Origin of the sequence: Paenibacillus sp. FSL R7-0273, from assembly GCF_000758625.1 — a bacterium.
Taxonomy (GTDB): Bacteria; Bacillota; Bacilli; order Paenibacillales; family Paenibacillaceae; genus Paenibacillus_AQ.
Map to the genome: position 1 here is coordinate 4,047,809 of NZ_CP009283.1, position 21,190 is coordinate 4,068,998.

Here is a 21,190-nt window from a genome sequence, read left to right on the forward strand (position 1 = left end):
AAAGTTAGCAGCTTCTCTCCGCTGTATTACATGTATAAATAGCATCTATATTTGTTAGCATAATTCAAAAACATTATAATAACAAGTTATTATTTCACTAAACATATACTAACAAAATTTCATCACTAATAAAAACATAAAAACCGGAGGACCCTGGGGGCCTCCGGCTGTTCTAATATATAAATACGAGTCATTCCGTAACCGCCGCTTCCTTCTCCGGCATGCTGATCTGCAGCCTGGCCATCGCTTCTTCCTTTTCACGGCTCGTAATATGTGTATAAACGGTAGTTGTCTGAATTGACGAATGACCCAGCAGCTCCTGCACGGTGCGCAGATCCGCCCCCTTGCGGAGCAGCATCGTGGCGAAGGAATGGCGCAGCTTATGGCTGGAATACGGCCGGCGGTGCGCCTCGGGCACGCCTTGCTGGAACCGCTCAAAGGTATCGGCTGCAATACCCTGGATGCCGCGGATGGAAAGCCTCCGGCCTTTTTGCGAGATAAACATGGCCTCCTCTTTGCTGCGCCATGGCGTCAAACGCTCCCTCACCGCTTCCTCCAGATACGGTGCGACAGCCTCCGGAACCGGGACATTCCGCCATTTACGGCCTTTACCGAACACACGGAGCGAACGGCGGTCCGGACTGTAGTCATTAAGATTGAGGGTATGCACTTCCCCTACCCGCAGCCCCATATAGGACATCAACAGGAAGACTGCCAGATTACGGATGCGGTATTTACCGCTGACTGCTGACAGGAACTGCTGCAGATCACCTTCATCCAGGTAAACCGGCTCACGGTTCTTTTCAGTCTTGGATTTTTTGATGCCTGCAGCCGGATTAACGGTCAGCAGCTCAAGCTCAATCAGCGCCCGGAACAGGCAGTTGACGGAGGCATGCTTCCGGTTCCTTGTCGAGTCACTGACCCCCCGTTCACGCACGGAGGTCAGGTAAGAAACTACATGCAGCTTTTTGACCGATTCAAGCCGCTTACCGTTAAGCCCGTCCAGAAATTCGCGCACATCAGCCAGATAAGACTTCCGGGTATATGCGGTAAACCCGGCATCCTTCATCCAGATTACAAAAGCCTCCAGTTCCTCTTCATAGTCCGTTTCCAGATCATTCACCTCCGTTCACCTCCGTTTATGCGCCATGCGGCTGCGTGTATCTGAACGATTGACAAAAATTCCTGAAGTGCGGGTGATACCCACTTTTTGTTATGGTAGGCCATTTGCGTAGCTACCCGCTGGGACTCATCATTCCAGCCCAGGCGTGCCAGCTTGCCTTCAGCCAGTTCATTTCGGACGGTAATCAGCGGCAGGAAGGAAATGCCGAGCCCGGACATTACACACTGCTTGATAGCCTCTATGCTCCAGAATTCCAGATTGGGATCGGGAAATACACCATGGCTGTTCAGATGACGCTCAAATAAAGTGCGGTACGTGCAGCCTTTTTCTGTATGCAGAATAGTCTCCTGCTTCAGGTCAAACGGCATAACCTCCTGTAAAGCGGTCAACGGGTGATCGAGCGGTGCTATCAGAGTCATTTCCTCCTGGACCAGCGTCTCGCAGGTCAGCTCCTTGTACTCGGTCTCCGGCTGAAGCAGAAAAGCCAGATCAAGCTCGCCGCTGCGGACAAACTCCGTCAGCTCCCAGCACACCCCCGGCTTTAGGGTAATCTGCACCTGGGGATGGCTGGCACGGAATTCCTTGATAATACCCGGCAGACGAAAAGCGGCCAGTGATTCAGGGGCACCGATGCGCAGCACCCCGGACAGCTCCGTTTCTGAACGCAGCGCATCCTGGGCCAGGGCATGCATCCGGGAAATCTCCTGGGCATAAGGCAGCAGGCGGCGTCCCGCATCGGTCAGGATGATTTTTTTGCTGATCCGGTCAAATAAAGGCTGGCCCAGCTCCGTTTCGAGCGCCTGAATCTGCGCCGTAATGCTCGACTGCGCATAATCCAGCTTCTGGGCGGCTCTTGTAAAGCTGCCTGCCTCGACTACAACCAGAAAGGTGAATAAATGCCGTGATTCCATAGCTTGCCTGCCAGCCTCCTTATGAATAGGTTACCATCGGTTTTTTGAATGGATAGTATTTAATAATTCCGTTTTTCCAATGGATCTATTATCTGATACTCTATACATAAATACAAGGAAAGCGGGACAATCAAATATGAAGCAAAGCAATTCTCTGCAACGCAATATCGGCATGCCCCAGGCCATCGCCCTCTACATCGGGGCCGTGCTCGGATCGGGGGTGCTGATCGTTCCCGGCCTGGTGGCAGAAATGGCCGGACCGGCGTCCCTGCTGGCCTGGGGCTTTATGACGCTGCTGATTCTTCCTCTGGCGCTGTCAATGGGACTCTTATCCGCCAAATTTCCGAACGCAGGCGGCGTGTCCCACTTTGTTACCCTGGCCTTCGGGCCGCGGGCCGGAGCGATGGTCGGCTGGTTCTTCCTGATGTCCGTTCCAATCGGCGGTCCCGTTGCCGCGCTAACCGGGGCAGGCTATATGACCGCAGCCATGGGCTGGGGTGACGGTGCAAGAATCGCGATTGCTGCCGGTATGCTGGCAGCGGGGCTGATTACGAACTGGATCGGGATGCAGGTCGCAGGCAAGGTGCAAATTGCCGTCGTGATCGCCATTGTCTCTGTACTGGTTTTCTCCTTTGCCGCGGCGCTGCCACGGATGGAAAGCTCTCATTTTACTCCGTTTATTCCACACGGCTGGACCAGCATCGGGCAGGCGGCTGCGATCCTCTTCTGGTGCTTCATCGGCTGGGAAGCCGTGTCTCACCTGTCAGAGGAATTTAAAGATCCGCAGCGGGCTGCCATTAAAGGCGTTACCATTGCCGCTGTCATTGTAGGTGTACTCTATTTCCTCTCCGCGCTGGCAACGGTCGGCACACAAAGCTATCTCCGGGGCGGAGCAGATTCCTCGCTGGTCTGGATCATCAGCCAGCCGCTGGGAGCATGGGGAGGCTTCATCGCCGGACTTACCGGGATGTTCATCTGTACAGCCACCATCATCGCCTATACAAGCGCGGCTTCACGTGTGGCCTTCGCTTTAGCCCGTCAGGGCTACGCGCCCGGATGGATGAGCCGGTTATCCGCCCGGTATCAGACACCATCAGGTGCCACGATGTTCCTTATGGGCTGCTATGCAGTAATCCTGTTTCTGTACGGAAGCGGACTGCTGTCTATAACCACCCTGATCCAGTTTCCGAATGCTACCTTCATCCTGACCTATATCGGCGGCTGCGCGGCAGGCATAAGATTGCTTAAAGGCAGCCGCCTGGGAGTAACTATCAGCTGGATTTCTTTTACTGCGACTGTGGCAGTGTTTCCGTTTACCGGCTGGGCGATCGGTTATCCGCTCGTGATTGCGGCATGCTTTGCGGCCCTTGTCTGGCTCCGGAACAGCCGCCGCTCGCTGCCTGATCTGCCCGAGAAAGAGCCGCAACACAAAAAGTCCAATGTAATTTAATACAGATAAGTATGAGTATAATTGCTGTACGTAAACAGGCCGCGAAGCTCCTTAACCGATAAGGAATCGCGGCCTTTTAATATTTAAGTCCGTACTATTCAACTTCAACGGCAAACACCGCCGACGTCTGATTCAGCGTATATATTCCGTCTTCTGTGGTCCAATTGGCAAAATACATATAGTAGTAAACACCCTTCTCCTCCGGTGCTGTAAACCCGCCTTCTGTTAAGGGCACCGGAATATAGGGATTATCCTCCTCAACTGCTGTTACTACAACGCTTGACGGCTGCGGCTCATAATTCAGGACAATATCGATTCTATCCCCCGGCTGAACAACCGTCAGCGTCTGGCCGTGGTACAGCTGCTTTCCAATGGCAGTGTCTAGACACCCCAGATAATCCCAGCAGTAGCCGCTCTGTACTGCCGGAATCTCCAAAGCTCCAGCCGTTATTACAGGCAGCGGGGGCTTGGCCCTATACGCTCTATCTGCTTGGGTCGTTCCCTGAATAGCAGAGGTACCCTCTGGTTTAGAAGACGCAATGGGATCGGCTGGCTTGGCTGTCAGCTCCGGCTCTGCTGTCGGCGCTTTAGTCACTGGATTATCGGCAGTATTAGACTGGTTGCAGGCAGAGATCATCAGCATAAGCAGAGCCATAGAAAGGATTTTTAGATAAATTTTCATAGTATTCACCTCATCTCTGTATAGACGCAGCATTTGGTAAAATGTTGCTTTTCATCATTACCCTAACAGTCCTGCTGCGGGCCGCCGGCCCGAGTGAATCGTTTCAGACTATACGCATCGGGTTATGGATGAAGGAGAGACTACCTATTATCATCACGCGAAGGAGAGATAAATATATGTCTAATTATAACAAAATCGTGCTGGAGCCAGCTGCTCTGCAATTTGCGAATGATAACTCGGAGCCCCCTTTTCTCCCAGACCTTGGCCCGGAAAAAGGCCGGGAAACAGTAAATAATGTTCAGTCCGGCCAGATTGATAAGCCTGCAGTCGACATTCAGGATACTACTGTCTCTGGCGGCCCCGGCGGTCAAGTGCCGGTGCGGATTATCCGCCCGCTGAACAGAGTCGGTGACGACCTGCCGGTCATCCTCTATATTCATGGCGCAGGCTGGGTTTTCGGCAATAGCCACACCCATGACCGGCTGATCCGTGAGCTGGCAGCCGGTGCTGAAGCTGCAGTTGTTTTTCCTGAATACAGCCTGTCGCCGGAAGCTAAATATCCAACGGCTATTGAAGAAATCTATGCTGTTCTGGAGTGGATTTCCAGGGAGGGCGGAAAAAACGGGCTGGACAGCGGAAACATTACCGTGGCGGGTGACAGTGTCGGCGGTAATATGACAGCCGCTATTACGCTCATGGCCAAGGAGCGCAGCGGACCGAAGATTGCCAAGCAGCTGCTCTTCTATCCGGTAACGGATGCCGCCTTTGATACTGAATCGTATCATCTGTTCGCAGAAGGCTATTTCCTGCAGCGTACAGGCATGCAATGGTTCTGGGATCAATATACGGCTGACCCGGAAGAACGGGCGCAGATCACCGCCTCTCCGCTCCGGGCAAGCCTGGAGCAGCTAAGCGGTCTGCCCGAGGCGCTGATCATTACAGGAGAAGCAGATGTGCTGCGTGATGAAGGTGAAGCCTATGCCAATAAGCTGCGCGAAGCCGGTGTACCGGTTACAGCCGTACGATTCCAGGGCATCATCCATGACTTCGTGATGCTGAATGCAATGGCAGATACCGAAGCGAAAAAAGGCGCCCTGCTGCTGGCAACTGCCTGGTTAAAGCAATAATTGCGATTTCCCTGCCAGCTCAGCCCGCTTTATACATGAAACAGGCCAGCCCCAGAAATATCGGGGCCGGCCTGTTTGTTATCATAAGGAGTGTGGACCTCTTATTTCCGCTGGGCATAGAACTCAGCCGCCTTCAGCAGCATATCCTTCAGCGAGCCGAACGAGGTCGTTTTGTTCACATGCTCGTCCAGCTGCTCCTGGGGCAGCGACTTCAGGTCCTCAGCCGAGGAGCCGGAGAATCCGCCGCTTTGCAGCAGCTCCTTCAGCGACCCGAAGGAGGTGAACTTCTGCAGAAACGGGCTGGACAGCAGCTGCTCCAGCGGAAGCTTGTCCAATAGCTGATCTAACGGGAGCTTATCCAGCGGCAGCTTTTGCAGCAGTTCACCTATATTTCCATCTTTGACTGTATTCATAAGACCCTGGACCTTATCGCCCAGTCCGCCCAAATTAAACCCCATGATTGTTCCTCCTCTGAGTTGTAGTTGCTTCTTTATTACCCAAATCCGTTAACCGCGAATATAGGTAACATATATATTGTTATGTAAACCATTTAATATTTTCATGACCAAACAGCAACTAATCGCCTGATCCGGGGGTCAATAAAGTATAATAACTATCAAGGAGCTGATCCCTTTGTCCAAAACCACCCTTGGACTCGCTTTGCTGCTGGCCGCCGGCCTGCTTACATACGGTCTTGTCACCGCTTCGCATGGAGCGGATTCCAGCCAGAATAGCCAAAACCAAGACCCGAAGGAAGTAACTGAAGCTGCTTCAGCGAAAATTACGCCAAAACCGTCTCAGGAAGCTGTCAAGCCGCTTCAGATTAGGTGGCAGGCTGATACTGACGGCAGCGGCATATATTCGGAGGCTCCCCCTGTCTCGGACGGCCGTTTCTTCTACTCATACAATAATACTCTAAATGCCGCCAGCCTCCCCTCCGGTTCAATCGCCTGGACTTTTGAGAACGCCGGAACGCCGGAAATCATCAGCGATAACGCTATTTATACCATAAGCGGCAGTGATCACCTCATTAAGCTGTCAGCGGACACCGGACAGCAGCTCTGGAGCACACAGGTTGCCAAGCAGCCTATGGAAGTAGGCGGACATGCCCGCTTGACCGGCAGGACCATTATTTTTGCCAATGAAAGCGGCGGTATAGCCGGCTACGACCCTGATACAGGCCGGCAGCTGTGGTCAAATCCGGATATCCCGATGTATGCCGGCACCATTCACGGTGAGCATGAAGGAGTGCTGATCGTATCCGGTACCATCGATAATATCCGCTCGCAATACTTCGGGCTGGATCCTGCGACCGGAAAGCAGCTGTGGCGCACGGAAGGTATCTTAAGTCCGGTTACAACCTATGAAGATGACCTGGTGCTGCGCGAGACGGCTGCTGAGCAGTACATTCCCGGAGACTCACCGGTTGCAGGTCACCTTCTGACCCTTGTAAGACTGGATTCTGCGACAGGACAACTGACCGGGCAAGAGCAATACCAGCCCCTTGCGGATGTCAGCCTGACGGGAAGCAGCCAGGCTCTAATTGAACAGCCCTATGTCTATACGGTTGATGGTACACTGGATCAAACAGAAAGCCGCCTTACCCGGTTTACCCTGGGTCAAACAGAAGGCTCCAGCGCTAAAAGCTACGATGAGTACGGTGCTTTGGCAGCCGGTCCTACAGATGGTATGGCTTTTTTCCGCCAGAATAATGTGCTGACTGGTGTTCATCTTGCGGATGACCGGACCGTTACCTTCACTGCTCCAGCCAATGGAATACGCTGATTCAAAAGCAGGGAAATGCTGTATTCGCCAGCTATGATAACGGCAGCTTCCTTCTTATGGATGCCCGTACCGGAGTGACAGCAGGTCAAATGGACACCGGTCTATCCTACACCTATTTTGGAGATATCATTATCTCCGGAACAACAGCACTGGTGCGTTTTGAGAACAAAACATTTGCACTGGAAATGCCCGAAGCATTGCTACAAGAATAAATAAACCAGGAGCCAGTAATTATGCCCTTAACCTTTGCACACCCGGCAATCATATTACCCTTTTCCCGCAAAAGCACCTACGTTCATTTTTCCGCGATGGTCCTGGGCAGCATGTCTCCGGATTTCGAGTATTTTGTCAGAGGCCGGCCGGTGGCTGAGATCGGACATTCTTTTACCGGATTTATTGTGTTTAATCTGCCGCTGGTCGCCGTCATTTGTCTGATCTATCACTATTTGGTGCACCGGACTTTAATGATCCATCTGCCGCGTTTCCTCCAGGACACTTACACACACCGTACAGCAGCAAGTCCCGTTACACGGATCACTGTCTTCCTCTATTCAGCGCTCTTCGGCATGCTCACGCATGTGGCCTGGGATGCTTTTACCCACAAGCAGGGGTTTATGGTGACCAAATTCCCGGGAGTGTTCAACCACAGCTTCAGCGTGTACGGTTATGACATACCTTTATACAAATTTTTGCAGCATGGCAGCACATTACTTGGGCTAAGCCTGATCTTCATTTATCTGGTTCTCAGGAGCCGGTCTAACAAGCAGGAGCCATTCAGCAAATCCGTTAAGCAAAAAGCGATCTTCTGGGCCGCCGCCTGCCTGTCAGCTGTTGTCATTCTATTAGTCTGGTATATAGCTGCACCTGTATCCCTATCAAGCTATGGTGTCCATGTTGTGAGAATTGTGGACTCCGTGTGCCTGGGTCTGCTTGGGATCTGTCTGTTTCAAAAGCTTCGCCTGCTCAGCCGCAATAAATAGCTTCAATACAAACAGGGCCTCCACCGAGGGAAGCCCTGTTTGTTTTGCTTATTATAACGCCCGGACAAATCCGCCGATTCTCCGCGCAGCCTCTTTAAGCCGTACTTCATCCTCTACCAGCGCAATCCGTACAAAGCCTTCTCCCTGTGCGCCAAAAGCATCCCCCGGGATTACTGCCACTCCGGTCTTAAGCAGCAGCTCCTGCGCAAACTGCCGTGACCGCCCTGACTGACCAGTACAAAAACCCTCCGGCAGCGGTGCCCAGATAAACATCGTGGCCTTCGGGCCCGGAACGCTCCAGCCTTCCTCAGCCAGCGCCTGCACGAACATGTCCCGTCTGTGTTCATAGAGCGGAGCAACCTCAAGGCGCCCATCTCCCCGCATTGCCAGCTCCAATGCCAGCACCGCCGCCTCCTGCACCGGATTGAACACGCCGTAATCCACATTACTCTTGAGTTCACGGAGCGCACCTACTGCTTCACGGTTGCCGGTCATGAATCCGATGCGGCAGCCGGCCATGTTGAAGCTTTTGGAAAAGGAATGAAACTCCACCGCCGTATGTATCGCTCCAGGCACCTGCAGGATGCTCAGCGGACGATAGCCGTCAAAGCCCATTTCCGAGTAAGCCAGATCATGGATGATCAGCACCTCCCATTTCAGAGCCAGCGCCACCAGCTTCTCCATGTAAGCATAGTCTGCCGTAACCGAAATCGGATTCCCCGGGAAGGCAAGCAGAATAAAAGCAGCCTCCCGCCACACCTCATCCGGAATGCTGTCCAGATCGGGCAGGAAATCATTCTCGGCAAGCAGCGGCAGCGGCCAGGCCTTCACCCCGGCGATAGCAAGTGATCCCGAATAGATGGGATACCCCGGGTCGGGCACGATTGCCAAATCTCCGGGATTACACACCGCTAAGGCCAGATGGGCCAGCCCGTCCTGGGAGCCCATCAGCGACACCAGCTCCTCCCCGGGATCAACGTCCACGCCAAACCGCCAGCTCATCCACTTGGCAGCCTGCTCACGGAATACAGCACTCCCTTTGGAAGCCGGGTAAGAATAGCTGTCATCCCGGAGCACCGCTGCACTGAGCGCTTCCCGGATTTCCGGAGCGGGTGCCTGGTCCGGACTGCCGATACCCAGATCAATGATGTCATGACCGTTAGTACGCGCCTCCTCCTTCCAGCCTGCCACCTCGGCAAAAATTGAAGAGCCTAAATGTGAAAGCTTGTCCGATCTCCATTTTTGGACAGCGCCTGATTTTCCGGTTGCCATAACTCTCCACCTGTCTGTTTTTGAATCATTATAGCATGACGGGTGGAGTTACGGATGAAGTCTAGGGACACTGGAATATAATGTTAAATTGAGCTCATTTTAAGCTGGGTTCTTGTCCGTGAGGTGTAATAAAAATCGATTAAAATCAAAAAAGCGTATAATTTATGTTATACGCTGTTTTTTTCAGCCGATAATTATCCGCTTTTTCACCTAAAATAACGAATTTCAAGCCTGACCGCACCCTTTAATGTAATCTCGGCAAAATGGAAAGCCTGCTTTCCATTTTTCGGTTTTAATGCTATTTTAAATATGGAAAGTCTGCTTTCCATCCTTCACTGTGAGGTGGTCCCTTGAAAAACAGGCTTGAGGAAATTCGTAAACAGCACGGCATTAAGCAGGAAGAGCTTGCGGCAGCCTTGGAAGTATCCAGGCAGACAATCGGCTCGCTCGAAAACGGAAGATACAACCCTTCCATCATTTTGGCTTTTAAAATCGCCCGTTATTTTAACCTGTCGGTTGAGGAGATTTTTATCTATGAGGAGGAACAGAAATGAGAAGATCACGAGCTTTCTACGTCATGCTGCTATTCATGGGAATCTGCGCGATTGCGGCAAGCTTCTTTTTTAACAATGAGGAATTTAAGGCGGTCTCGGGTACGCTGCTCGGAATCGGGGCTGGCAGTGCGGGGGTTAGTCTATCTAATCTGTTAATGATCCGTACAGCACGCAAGAATCCTGAGCTTGATAAACAAGCCCGCATCGATTATAACGACGAACGAAATACAGTGATCCGCAACCGCGCCAAAGCCAAGGCCGCAGATATCACACAATGGCTGATCATGGCGATCGCCTACGTTACGATTCTCATTGCAGCCCCGTTATGGGTGACCCTCGCTGTAGTGGTTGTTTTTCTGATCTACCATTTCATGAGTCACTATCTGATGGTTCAATACCAGAAAAGCATGTAAACAGAGCAGCTATATAGAACGTCATTACGAGACTAACAAACCGTCTCCTGTTCCTGCCTTACGTAAAGCGTTGACCAGCGGATGGTTCTCCCTTGCCAAAGTTCTAACCTCAGTTAGTCGGTTCGAAGCCAAAAGAGTTTTAAGTGTAGTTTGTGCAATTAAAACAGGGGAATTCAGTCATTTTAAGGAGATAACTGTATTCTATACATCTATTTTTCGCAAAAAAGCCGGTTCGGGGCATTTTCGGCAAATATAAATGTATAGAGTGCAGTTAAAACCTGCAGCAAAGCTAATTAGCCAAGTTTAGTTGCAGAAAGTACAGTTATTTCAACCTAACTCATTCATGATGCCGTGCCATAACCTACGAAACAGGGCAAGTGATCCGCATTTGCAGCTTGATTAACTCCACAGTCTCACAACCTCAACCAGCTCAACCCCGTCGAACTCCAGTCTGTATACATCAGGCTTGGACAAGTTCAGCAGGAAATCCAGATCATACTTTGCATCATAAGCATTCATAATTAGGACCATCACAGCACCGTGGGTGCCTATAGCTATCTTTTTCCCCTCATGCTCCTGTAACAGCTCTTGGATCACGGTCATTGCCCGGCCCTGACATTCCGCATTCGATTCTCCGCCCGGCAATGAATAATCCGGGTCTACGAAAGATTTCTCCAATAAAGGGATCAGCACCTCATCAGGCAGGCGCTTGTCTTCATTCAGAAAAATCCTTTCCTTAAGCTCCTCATATAATAGCACTTCCTTGCCGCTGGCTTCGGCCAAATGCTCAATGGTCATAACTGCTCTTTCATAGGGACTTGAGACAAACATATCTATCTCTTCCCGCTGCAGCAAATCAGTCACCCGGAATACATCCGCCTTCCCCTTTTCTGTCAGCCCTCTGGTTCTTTCGTTGCCTTCTGTCTTTGGTGAATCACCGTGCCTTACCATATAGATGAAAGTGTGCATAGAATCCTCCTGCAATCGTTTTAGTGAACGGTTAATGATATACATCTTCACACTATATTAGTAATAACTGGTATGTCAATATGAAAAGTACTAGTCAGATCAGGACAGGCATAGGATAGGGTATAACGAGTGAAGGTGGGAATACTCATGTCCAAGAATAAACGCGGCAAAGCACTCTGGCGGATGCCGTCACGCAGCAGAGGAACCTGTCCAATCTGCGGCAGTACACGGATTAAGCTGCTCTATATCGGCAAAAAGGCGGACGGCAGCAAGCTGGATGTCTGCAAAAAGTGTGACGACAAGCAGGCCGCCAGCTGAGTAGCCCGGTTTAGCAAAGTCTGTGTATCGCACTCATAGTTAAGGGGAGTACCGTTTTGTACGGTACTCCCCTTGTATTGTTACGTCCGGGTCAAATCCTGCAGCTCATTCTGCGGCACATAGTTACGGACCCCGTTATCCTCCAGAATCCCCAAGGTCACGTCCGAGATATTGGGATCTGCCAGCAGCTTGTCCCTCACCTTAAACTTGATATCATCGGCATCCGCCAGTGTAAGACCGGTCTTCAGCTCAATCAGCCCTTCTACATGATAATAACGGCCTTCCTGCAAAATACGCAGCTGATAAATATCAGTGACCTGGGGCTCATCGAAAATAATCCGCGCGACTCTCTCCTCGATTTCCGGCGGTGCAGCTACACCGATCAGTCCAACCATGTTATCATAGCCGACACGGAAGGCAACTCCGATCATCATAAAAGCAATCAGGATGCTCGATATTCCGTCCAGCAGGTGGAAGTTGGTCAGCGCAGTAACCAGTACAGCAATCAGTGCCAGCAATCCTCCGGTTGTAGCTACCAGATCCTCGTAAAAGACAAGCCGGGTTGGCGGTGCAGCCCGTTTTACATTTTTGAGCGAGGCTGTGAATTTGTCAAAGCCCTTTGCCTCAACCCGGGCATCATGGAGCACTTCATTCATCGCCTTCACCCACACAAAGCCGTCAGCAGCGATGGACAGCAGCAGTACGGCCACATTGATCCAGTATCCGCCCGACTCTGCTGCGGGATGCCGAAGTAAATGGAAGCCTTCGAGCATGGTCTCATAAGCCATGATACTCACAACGATTACCGCTACCATACAGAACAGGTTAATGACCCGTCCGAAGCCGTCCGGAAAGCGCCGGGTCGGTCTTTTCTCAGCCAATACACTGCCTGTAAAAACAAACATCTGATTCACGGCATCCGCGATAGAATGCATCATCGTAGCAAACATCGAGCCGCTGCCGGTCAGCGCAAAAGCAATCCCCTTCACGACGGCAATGCAGGTATTGCCGATGGCTGCCGAGCCTGAAGACTTGTTTCCTTTTTTAATCAAGCTCATTAGACTTTCCGTATGTTCTGCCATAGGTCTCAGCTGCCTCCTCACTCATATACATATGTATTTACTTAACCTGATGAACTGAATTTCTACCAGCCGGACCAGAATACTATGCAAAATAAAGAGCCCATACCGTAAAAACGGCATGAGCCCGGATCGCAGACATAAGCAACGGTTTAGGTCTGGCCCACCCAATCAGCTCCGGCAATGCTCCGCCAGAGGCTGCGGATCTCTTCGTACTCCGCTGCAGGCAAAGCCCCCTCACTCAACAGGGCGGCGTTCTGCTGCCAGCGTTCAGGCTTGGTCGTGCCGACGATAGCCGTATGCACACCAGGTGTGCTGAGTGTAAAGCGTAGAGCGGTGCCGACTGCCTTTTGCGGATCAGCTAAAAATCCGTAGGACAGCTCGCGCAGCCGGTTCCAGTAGATAAAAGGGTATTCGCTCTCATCCATGCTTTCGAACATCCAGGCCGCATTGGCGATTGGACGTTTCGCGGTTACTCCCATGTTCCGTTTGACCGCTTCTTCCAATGTCAGATCAATGGCTTCCTGATCCGCAATGTTGACCGAGATTTCGAGACTGTCAAACACACCTGTCTGCACCGCATATAACGCATCCTTCCGGTCACCGCTATACCCGATGTAACGTGTTTTGCCGGCTTCCTTCGCACGCTGCAGCACCTCTATAACGGCCCCGTCACGCAGCACCTCTTCCCGGCAGCTATGCAGATGGATCATATCCACATAGTCGGTCTGCAGGCGCTTGAGGCTGCGGTCAATACTCTTTTCCAGCAGGACCAGATCCCAATCCGGATAATCCATCCCTGCGGAATGCCCGCATTTGGTGAACAGGTAATAGTCACTGCGGCGTGAGCCGAGCGCCTTCCCGATGAGCTCCTCGCTGTTTCCATAGCATTCGGCAGTATCGATCAGGTTAAGCCCTGCATCTACTGCGCTTCCCAGCAAGCGGTCCACCGTTTTCTGATCCGAGCTGCCGATTTCAGACCCGCCAAACCCCAGCACACTGACTTCCATATCCGTATTGCCGTATTTGCGTTTTTCCATCCTGGCTGCCTCCTATTATCTGTTTGGTATGCATTCAAGAACGCTGTGCAGCTGACATCTTAAACATTATACCCCCTGACGAAAAAAGGAAACGTTAACCAGGACGGATATGTTCCTCCGGAAAGCTTGATTTGATCCACAGCCTTGAAATATCAAGAAAGCCGAAGGAGCCGGTATGCAGGCCGAACAGGCTCTGGTTATGCTGGGCTCTTTTGTTCAGATGGCAGCCGTAAAGCACCCAGGCATTATCCCGCAACAGGCTCTCCGTCTGCTGCAGCAGGCGGCCTCTGCTGTCATCCTCCAGCTCTGTGAAGGAGCTAAGCTTCTGTTCAATTTCGGCCAGCTGGCTGTCCGGCAGGAGCCCGTGCAGATGATTGGACCGGTTGACGAAGTAATTAATCATGCCCCACTGCCAGTCATCCTCAAGCACCTCTTCAGAAAATACAAAATCGGCCCGGCCGGTGATTTCGTCCAGCTGAAAATCCTTATAGTTCAGCACCTTGAAGGTTACCCCGGCCAAAGCTCCGCGCCGCTGCAGCCATTCTGCTTCGTCCCGCTCATCCTTTTTATTCGTATGTGCCAGAATAATGTCTTCACCGTTATACCCGCCTAACTTAAGCAGCTCCTTTATCTGGTCCATACCAGGCTCGCTCCAGTCTGTCTGACGGCTCAGCCAGGGCAGAAAACTCGCCGCCGGGGTGATCCGGTTCCCGCCGAGCTCCTTCATCAAGGCAAGCGGATGATACAGGAGGCTCATCGCTTGGCGGAAATGCCGGTTATGCTGCAGCCCCTTTTTGCGGAGGTTGGTCAGCAGATACCTGCAGCCCAGGGCGGGATAATCGATACTGTTGTTGGTACACAGCGTTGATGAAGGGCGGTTCTCCCCTGCTTCCGGGAGCTGATATTGGCGTACACTGGCCCATTGGTCCGGCAAAGACCAGATTTCCACGCGGTCCAGCAGCGGACGGATTCCGTAATAATCGTCGAAGGCGGCAAGCTCGAGCACTTCACCGCTCAGCCTGCTGACCCGGTAAGGTCCTGTCCCTGACGGAGTAAGCGGATTGAATTCCAGATCATACGGAAGGACCGACATATAGATTGAGCTTAACGCATGCAGAAAAAAACGGTTCGGGCGTGACAGGTCAAAACGGATCCGGTGGTCGCCAAGCAGCTCGATCCCGGCAACGTCGCGGAAATGCCATATTGCAGGACTGTCCAGGTCCTTTAGCCGCTGCAGCGTGTATTTCACATCTCTGGAGGTCATGACCCGGCCGTGATGGAAGCGGACGCCCTTGCGCAGATAAAAAATATAGCTCGTGGAGGCTTCATTAACTTCCCACATATGGGCAAGCGCCGGCAAAAAGCTGCCGCTGGACGCCTCATAGGTCACAAGCGTACTGTAAATCTGGCCAAGCAAAAAAGCCTCAAAAGCGGTATATACAGAGGAGGAATCCAGCTCCAGCACATGCCGGTTGCTGGTAATCCGCAAAATATCCAGCCCCGTGGTGGTCTCTGCTTCACTATGATAGCCCATTTGCTTATTCAGGACAGCCAGCAGCCGTTCCTTCAGCGGACCCTGCACTTCCTGAAGGCCGATCAGGTCGATTCCCTGCTTGACCTTGCCTTTGTCCAGCAGCCCCTGCAGCTGCTCTTCCAGCACATCCTCCACGCTGCGCAGAAAAGTTATGGCCGAGTAATGCCCCCTGCCTCTGCCAGGCTGCCAGAGAATCAGCTGCTCCTCTTCAAGCCGGCGCAGGATAAATTTAACGTTGCGCGGAGTGCAGCACAGCACCTCAGCCAGCGCATCAATGCTAGCGGGAAGCGGCTCCAGCAGCCTGCCGGGACTGCCTAAGCCCGCTGCTATCCTCAGGTAATGCGAGATATGATTGTCCATCCTGATCGCTCCTCTAAAGGTGAAAGGGAGTGTGTAAACCTTACACTTTTATTTCCCCCTTTTTACATTACAATTATACATGACACCGCCTGGAATGGCAGCAGTCCTCAAAATTCATCCAACAGATTAGGAGATTCACTCACTTATGAAACAGCGTCTGCAGCATATTCATCCCTTAGCCTGGACCATTATTATCGGCACTATGTTCGGCCGGCTGGTTACCTCGATGAGCATCCCGTTCCTGTCGATCTACTTAACCCAGGTACTCGGTGCATCGCCGACTCAAACCGGCTTTACGGTAGCCGTCAGCTCGCTCGCCGGCGTGATGATCAGCTTCTACGGCGGTTATATTTCCGACGTAATCGGACGCAAAATTGTCATGCTCGTCTCCGTCTTCGGCTGGGCTTGCGTCTTCTTCGGCTTTGCCGCCGCCCAGCATTTATGGGTGTTCTTCCTCGTCAATACCTTAAATGGCATCTGCCGTGCGGTATTCGAGCCAACCTCCCGGGCCATGCTATCGGATATTACCCCGCCTGAGCATAAGCTGCTGGTATTCAACCTCAGGTATGCGGCGGTCAACCTTGGTGTCGTGTTCGGGCCTATTATCGGCCTTCAGCTTGGCTCTGCTGAATCCACCTTTCCGTTTGTGATCGCGGGGATTGTCTATATCGCTTACGGGCTGGTATTGTTCATGCAATTCAGGATTCACCATTCAACCCTGCCTGAACGTCCGGCTGGGGATGCGCCTAAGCTCCGTGCCGCACTTGCCGTAACCGGACGGGACCGTGTCTTCCTGCCTGTGCTGCTTGGTACTATTTTCTGTGTGCTTGGCTACGGGCATTTTAGCTCTACCCTGGCGCAATACCTGGCGATGAATCCGCATTTCACTGACGGCGGAAAGGTCTTCTCTTATATGCTGTCGCTGAATGCTGTCACGGTGCTGGTTGTACAGTATCCGATTGTCCGTACGGCAAGCCGTTTTTCGCCGATTGTCCCGCTGATTCTTGGTAACATCTGTGTCGCCCTCAGTATGCTGCTGTTCGGCGCCGCAGGGGGAATCGGGCTGATGATGACCGGCGTCATTCTGTTCACCATCGGTGAGGTGCTGCTGTTCACCATGATGGATATGCTGATTGACCGGATTGCCAAGCCGGAATGGAAAGGCACCTATTTCGGAACAATCGGCTTCAACGGGCTCGGCGGTGTCATGGCACCCATACTTGGCGGCCTGCTGCTGGATCAGTTCGGCGCCTCAAGCGGTCCCGCTGTGTTCGTGCCGCTGGCATTGACTACGGCTCTCGGTCTGCCATTCCTGATTGCTGCCCACAAAAGGCTTAAAGCCAGGGAACTGGCGGAGGCAAAAAGCAGCTTTTAACCAGGACTTTCATGCAAGTTGACAGTACACAAACAGCGGCAGCCGTGGAACCTAACGTCCCTCGACTGCCGCTGTTTTAATGCACGGTTTATTTTACATTATGATTCCAAGGCCTTCCCGCATCGCGGGCAAAACTGGTAAGCCGCATTAGTCACCTTACTGCCGCAATAGGGGCAATAGCTTAATTCATTCTCATTCTCGTTATCATTAGCGTTATTCCCGCGGCTGTGAGGAGCGGAGCTTGGGGGTTTTTGATAAAAACGGTCCAAGGGATCCGGCTCTTCATTATGCTCTGTGATGTCCAGCAGCGACATCCGGTTCTTGCCCGTTGCGTTCTTAAAGTGATAAATGGCCTGCCCGATAGCCAACCCGACAAAAATGATGCCAAACGCTGCAAAAAATATCGGTGCACCCATCTGTACAGCCATAATCGTCCAAAAGATTCCGAATACTCCCACGGCAACGCTTCCTACAGCATTCATACCTGAAGGCCCGCGGCCAGGCTTAATACTTCTCACCGGAATTCACTCCCTCCTTTTAAAATTTGCAGATTCATCAGCAGGCTATGAGCCATCTGATCAATCTTTCCGTGCATTACAACCAATGTATAATTTTACCTCTATATATACATATAATCAATTGTAAATGTAGTCGTGCAGCTTTTAGTTTACATAACATTATATATGTCAACCTAACGCTTGTTATTGAATGAATTACATCTTAAGTATACATTTTATGCAACAGCAGGCTCCTCTCCTTAATATATTCCCTAAGCACCGGAGGCTCCAGAACCTCTATATCCATAGGCAATGCCATTACTTTACCGCAGGCCTGTTCAAAGCAGTACATATTAACAGTTATGCTATGCTGCCCCTGATCAGCAGCGATATTTAGAACCTCCAGCTGCTTGATCAGCTCCGGATAAGGCCTTTTCAAGCGGAGTGTCACCGGATAATTTTCCTCGAATCTGCGGCTTTGCTTAAATTGCTTCTCCCTGCCGCACCAGAATGCCTCCAATGAAAAATCTGCGGGAATCGCATATTCCTCTTCCAGCAGCTCTGCCTTTGTAATCCGTTCACACTTAAAGGTTCGCAGCTCCTCTGCCGATTCACAATAGCCGACAAGGTACCATTCTCCTTGCTTCACAATGAGCCCATAAGGCTGCAAAATACGGCTGGAACGCTCTCCATTTACCTTGCTGTATTCGGCTCTGATTTTGTGAGAACGCCATAGGGCCGCCCTAAGCTTTTCCAGACAGGGAATTGGGGGATGTTCGTTCCACCACGGTGTATTGTCAAAATAAAAAACATTTTTGGCCTTGTGTATATCCGCCTGATAGGCTGCCGGCAGAGTCTTTTCCAGTTTGAGCAGGGCGTTCTTGAGCTGTAGTCCCGATTCCCCCTGCTGTCCTGCATGAAACCCCATACCCGTTAAATAAAGACGGATCACCTCATCACCGTTCAACTGTTGCAGATTCACAGTATAGCCCTCCATCAGGGAGATCCCCCCGTTAGGTCCGGTAGATGTCACCATCGGAAGTCCGGCTTCCGCCAGCACATCGATATCCCGGTAAATGGAACGGACTGAGGTTTCGAGTGCATCTGCCAGCTCACTGGCCTTCATTTTCCCACGGGACTCAATCAGCAGCAGAATTGCTATTAAGCGGTGTAGACGCACAGTATAAGGTCCTCCTTAACTTCTTTAACGTATATTCTGCTATTCTTGCCAATCAGTTGTCAGTAATCAAAGTTTATTATGAAATGTATCAGACAAAAGGAGCTGTTGTAAATGAATATTGGCATACTGGGCACCGGATTCGGGGCTTACCACGCCGGCATACTAAAGAAATTTGAGAATGTTAGCCGTGTAGTTGTCTTCGGACGAAATGAGGAAAAGCTGCTGAAGCTCAAGAAGGAATTAGACATAGAAATTTCCACCTCCATTGATGAGGTCATCGGCGATCCCGGACTTGATATCATCGATATCTGCCTGCCTTCGGACTTACATAAGCGTTATACCCTGCAGGCATTACAGGCCGGAAAGCATATTTTCTGTGAAACCCCGGTCTGCCTCACTGTGGAGGATGCCTTGGCTATGAAGCAGGCAGAAGCCCGGTCGGATAAAAAAGTGCTGGTCAACCAGTTCATTAAGTTTGATCCTGCTTACCGGTACCTGTATGAGGCGTTGCAGCAGGAGAAATACGGAAGGCTGCTCAAGGTGGACCTGCTCCGGGAAACCCCGCCCCTATGGGGCGATCTGGGGCTTGATAAGATTACCGTTAACTTGATGATACATGAGCTGGATTTCATCACATGGATATTGAAGGACGCAGATTTAACGGGTGTGTGGGGTACAGCAGGCCCTCAGGCCGGCCAGGCACTGGTCCAGGCAGCTTTTAACACACCACTGGTCAATGCGCAGGTAGTCGCAGCTTCTTTAATGCCGCCGGCATATCCCTTTTCGGTCGGATTTAAAGCCTACTTCGAGCAGGCCAAGCTGGAATTTCATGAACAAGATGATATGCAGGGCGGGATTGATACAGCTCTCTATGAATACAGCACTTCCGGCAGACAGGATATTGTACTGGATAAGGTCAACCCTTATGAGGAAAGTCTGCGATATGCTCTGCAATGCTTCGAGGACGGCAGAGAATCTGAACTCTCGCTGGATCATGCATTGTCTGCCCTTAATACCGCGCTTGAGCTGAAGAAACGGCTGACGAATGTGCTCCATTAGCCTATGGTGTTTTAATTACAGAACGTACCTTTTTCTTCATTAGAAGCTACCGCTGATTTTCCGGGAGGGGCTGCCCCCTCCCTTTTTCCTGTGTTTTTTTAGTTGCTAGGAAAAAGTTTGGTGTGGGTTACGGGATTGTGTATGTAAGGAGCACTGGTTTTGGTGTTTGTTATTGTGAATTTTTCATATGTTGAAATAAGGTAATGTTAGTCATGAAATGGATGTCCTTTGTGTTATGGTTAACTTATTATTTATTATGTTAACCTAATGCTTTGAGTTGACGTTCTTTATCCGTGTCCATGCTTAAACATAAATAAGGTTAACATAACTATAGCTATGTTAACCAGTTGCAGCTGCCTGCTTCTTCTTCCTCCGAAAAATAAGCTTGAACAACGGCGGGACGGCAAAAAAGATAAAAAAAGTCCGGAACAGCTGATAACCGGCTACCGTCGGCAAATCCGCCCCCACCTCATGTGCGATCAGGCTCATCTGGTCCATACCGCCCGGCGCCAGGCTTAGCATTGCCGTAGATAGAGAGACAGCATCAATATAGGCAAAAATAAGGCTCAGCAGGTAAGCACCGCCAATCAGTACAATACCGCTGCCGATAGCCAGTGACAAGGTAAGCAGCTTTTTGTTCAGCTTGCGCGGGTCCAGCAGCAGGCCAACAAAAACACCGATCATCAGCTGGGCTGCATTCAGCAGCAAGGCCGGCAAGGCGGGTCCGGCCAGTCCGCTGATCTGCAGAATGGCGGTGATTAGCGCCGGCCCGAGCAGATAGGCTGTCGGGAATCTGACCTTTTGACCGGCAACTGCACACAATATACAGGCAATGCCATAGATCAGGATATTCGGAAATAAATCCGGCCATCCAGCCGTCACTTCTACTCCAGCAGGTGCAGCCGCCCCCACACCTGAGCCGTGTCCAAACAGCGGGCTAAAGATCAGCAGCGGCACCCCGATAATAATCATCATCAGCCGGACCACCTGAATAACGGTAACAACAGTCAGATTAACGTCATCTGATTCTTCCGCCAGCACGATCATCTGTGTCAGGCCGCCTGGTATGCTGCCGAGCAGAATGGTTTTGTAGTTCATCCCAGATATTTTGGAGACGATGACAGCAATACCCGCACAAAAAAGCAGCAGCAGCCCCGTCATCAGCAGCATAGACGGCAGCTCCCCCGCCATTTCCTTCAAGGCCGGTGCCGTCAGCGACAGTCCAATCGTATAACCGACGATAATCATGCCGGTGTTCCTTAGCGGGCCCGGCCAGCTATAATATCGTTTTCCCAGGTTGGAACCGATCAGCGTTGCAATCATCGGTCCGAGCAGCCATGGAACCGGAAGGCCGAGGAGCATAAAGATCCCTCCGCCTGCAAATGCAGTCGTCAGTGTTATTGCCAGTTTAAGCGGGCCTGTTATATCTGTTGCTGATTTCATTTCAAACCTCTTTTCCAGCTTCCCTGCAATCTGATAGCA

General features: G+C 51.4%; 22 protein-coding genes. 10 read left to right on the forward strand and 12 right to left on the reverse strand.

Features of this window, described 5'->3' with window-relative positions; all coding sequences use genetic code 11:
* Window positions 1-190 precede the first annotated feature (190 nt).
* Both R70723_RS17100 and R70723_RS17105 read right to left on the reverse strand, forming a co-directional pair.
* Window positions 191-1,069, reverse strand: coding sequence for a tyrosine-type recombinase/integrase (locus R70723_RS17100; RefSeq protein WP_081957582.1), 879 nt, complete (start codon window positions 1,067-1,069; stop codon window positions 191-193).
* A 50-nt stretch (window positions 1,070-1,119) separates the two neighbouring features.
* A complete protein-coding gene (locus tag R70723_RS17105; protein WP_039873653.1) occupies window positions 1,120-2,034 on the reverse strand; it encodes a LysR family transcriptional regulator in 915 nt (304 codons plus the stop codon).
* 136 nt (window positions 2,035-2,170) lie between these two features.
* Between R70723_RS17105 and R70723_RS17110 the strand changes: the two genes are divergently transcribed.
* Window positions 2,171-3,484: an amino acid permease gene (locus tag R70723_RS17110; protein ID WP_039873655.1), complete on the forward strand. Its 1,314-nt coding sequence runs from the start codon at window positions 2,171-2,173 to the stop codon at window positions 3,482-3,484.
* A gap of 94 nt (window positions 3,485-3,578) precedes the next feature.
* On the opposite strand, the gene R70723_RS32145 is transcribed toward R70723_RS17110, so the two are convergent.
* Entirely contained in the window at window positions 3,579-4,166 is a 588-nt protein-coding gene (locus R70723_RS32145; protein WP_052421363.1) for a hypothetical protein, read from the reverse strand.
* Window positions 4,167-4,342: 176 nt separating this feature from the next.
* Between R70723_RS32145 and R70723_RS17120 the strand changes: the two genes are divergently transcribed.
* Entirely contained in the window at window positions 4,343-5,293 is a 951-nt protein-coding gene (locus R70723_RS17120) for an alpha/beta hydrolase (RefSeq protein ID WP_039873658.1), read from the forward strand.
* A gap of 101 nt (window positions 5,294-5,394) precedes the next feature.
* Here the strand turns inward: R70723_RS17120 and R70723_RS17125 are convergent, their stop codons facing one another.
* Window positions 5,395-5,751: a hypothetical protein gene (locus R70723_RS17125; protein ID WP_052421364.1), complete on the reverse strand. Its 357-nt coding sequence runs from the start codon at window positions 5,749-5,751 to the stop codon at window positions 5,395-5,397.
* Window positions 5,752-5,926: 175 nt separating this feature from the next.
* On the opposite strand from R70723_RS17125, the gene R70723_RS17130 reads away from it, so the two are divergent.
* The 3 genes from R70723_RS17130 to R70723_RS17135 are packed head-to-tail and all read left to right on the forward strand — an operon-like array spanning window position 5,927 to window position 8,058.
* Window positions 5,927-7,078, forward strand: a complete 1,152-nt coding sequence (locus R70723_RS17130; RefSeq protein WP_039873659.1) for an outer membrane protein assembly factor BamB family protein — start codon at window positions 5,927-5,929, stop codon at window positions 7,076-7,078.
* A 56-nt stretch (window positions 7,079-7,134) separates the two neighbouring features.
* Entirely contained in the window at window positions 7,135-7,290 is a 156-nt protein-coding gene (locus tag R70723_RS33450; RefSeq protein ID WP_156123825.1) for a hypothetical protein, read from the forward strand.
* 21 nt (window positions 7,291-7,311) lie between these two features.
* Window positions 7,312-8,058: a DUF4184 family protein gene (locus tag R70723_RS17135; RefSeq protein ID WP_039873662.1), complete on the forward strand. Its 747-nt coding sequence runs from the start codon at window positions 7,312-7,314 to the stop codon at window positions 8,056-8,058.
* A gap of 51 nt (window positions 8,059-8,109) precedes the next feature.
* On the opposite strand, the gene R70723_RS17140 is transcribed toward R70723_RS17135, so the two are convergent.
* Complete coding sequence (locus R70723_RS17140; RefSeq protein ID WP_039873663.1) at window positions 8,110-9,330, reverse strand: aminotransferase class I/II-fold pyridoxal phosphate-dependent enzyme; 1,221 nt, start codon at window positions 9,328-9,330, stop codon at window positions 8,110-8,112.
* 350 nt (window positions 9,331-9,680) lie between these two features.
* Here R70723_RS17140 and R70723_RS17145 point away from each other — a divergent pair, with 350 nt between their 5' ends.
* Both R70723_RS17145 and R70723_RS17150 read left to right on the forward strand, forming a co-directional pair.
* Window positions 9,681-9,884, forward strand: a complete 204-nt coding sequence (locus tag R70723_RS17145) for a helix-turn-helix transcriptional regulator (protein ID WP_039873665.1) — start codon at window positions 9,681-9,683, stop codon at window positions 9,882-9,884.
* Window positions 9,881-10,297, forward strand: a complete 417-nt coding sequence (locus R70723_RS17150; protein ID WP_039873667.1) for a hypothetical protein — start codon at window positions 9,881-9,883, stop codon at window positions 10,295-10,297. Before R70723_RS17145 ends, R70723_RS17150 begins: the two co-directional genes overlap by 4 nt.
* Window positions 10,298-10,696: 399 nt before the next feature.
* On the opposite strand, the gene R70723_RS17155 is transcribed toward R70723_RS17150, so the two are convergent.
* Complete coding sequence (locus R70723_RS17155) at window positions 10,697-11,266, reverse strand: histidine phosphatase family protein (RefSeq protein WP_039873668.1); 570 nt, start codon at window positions 11,264-11,266, stop codon at window positions 10,697-10,699.
* Between the two features lie 147 nt (window positions 11,267-11,413).
* Here R70723_RS17155 and R70723_RS33770 point away from each other — a divergent pair, with 147 nt between their 5' ends.
* Complete coding sequence (locus R70723_RS33770) at window positions 11,414-11,584, forward strand: hypothetical protein (RefSeq protein WP_179087997.1); 171 nt, start codon at window positions 11,414-11,416, stop codon at window positions 11,582-11,584.
* Window positions 11,585-11,664: 80 nt separating this feature from the next.
* Here R70723_RS33770 and R70723_RS17160 read toward each other — a convergent pair whose 3' ends face one another.
* The 3 genes from R70723_RS17160 to R70723_RS17170 all read right to left on the reverse strand — a co-directional run bounded on the left by R70723_RS17160 (window position 11,665) and on the right by R70723_RS17170 (window position 15,597).
* Window positions 11,665-12,666, reverse strand: coding sequence for a cation diffusion facilitator family transporter (locus tag R70723_RS17160; protein WP_179087996.1), 1,002 nt, complete (start codon window positions 12,664-12,666; stop codon window positions 11,665-11,667).
* A gap of 149 nt (window positions 12,667-12,815) precedes the next feature.
* A complete protein-coding gene (locus R70723_RS17165; protein ID WP_039873669.1) occupies window positions 12,816-13,703 on the reverse strand; it encodes an aldo/keto reductase in 888 nt (295 codons plus the stop codon).
* 94 nt (window positions 13,704-13,797) lie between these two features.
* On the reverse strand, window positions 13,798-15,597 hold the full coding sequence (locus R70723_RS17170; protein WP_039873670.1) for an ABC transporter substrate-binding protein: 1,800 nt from the start codon (window positions 15,595-15,597) through the stop codon (window positions 13,798-13,800).
* A gap of 145 nt (window positions 15,598-15,742) precedes the next feature.
* Here R70723_RS17170 and R70723_RS17175 point away from each other — a divergent pair, with 145 nt between their 5' ends.
* Window positions 15,743-16,972, forward strand: coding sequence for an MDR family MFS transporter (locus tag R70723_RS17175; protein WP_039873672.1), 1,230 nt, complete (start codon window positions 15,743-15,745; stop codon window positions 16,970-16,972).
* Between the two features lie 98 nt (window positions 16,973-17,070).
* Here R70723_RS17175 and R70723_RS17180 read toward each other — a convergent pair whose 3' ends face one another.
* Both R70723_RS17180 and R70723_RS17185 read right to left on the reverse strand, forming a co-directional pair.
* Window positions 17,071-17,490: a zinc ribbon domain-containing protein gene (locus tag R70723_RS17180; RefSeq protein ID WP_039873673.1), complete on the reverse strand. Its 420-nt coding sequence runs from the start codon at window positions 17,488-17,490 to the stop codon at window positions 17,071-17,073.
* A gap of 202 nt (window positions 17,491-17,692) precedes the next feature.
* Window positions 17,693-18,649, reverse strand: coding sequence for a helix-turn-helix transcriptional regulator (locus R70723_RS17185; RefSeq protein WP_039873675.1), 957 nt, complete (start codon window positions 18,647-18,649; stop codon window positions 17,693-17,695).
* 111 nt (window positions 18,650-18,760) lie between these two features.
* Here R70723_RS17185 and R70723_RS17190 point away from each other — a divergent pair, with 111 nt between their 5' ends.
* Entirely contained in the window at window positions 18,761-19,708 is a 948-nt protein-coding gene (locus R70723_RS17190; protein ID WP_039873677.1) for a Gfo/Idh/MocA family protein, read from the forward strand.
* 339 nt (window positions 19,709-20,047) lie between these two features.
* Here the strand turns inward: R70723_RS17190 and R70723_RS17195 are convergent, their stop codons facing one another.
* Window positions 20,048-21,151: an AbrB family transcriptional regulator gene (locus R70723_RS17195; protein WP_039873679.1), complete on the reverse strand. Its 1,104-nt coding sequence runs from the start codon at window positions 21,149-21,151 to the stop codon at window positions 20,048-20,050.
* Window positions 21,152-21,190: the final 39 nt, after the last annotated feature.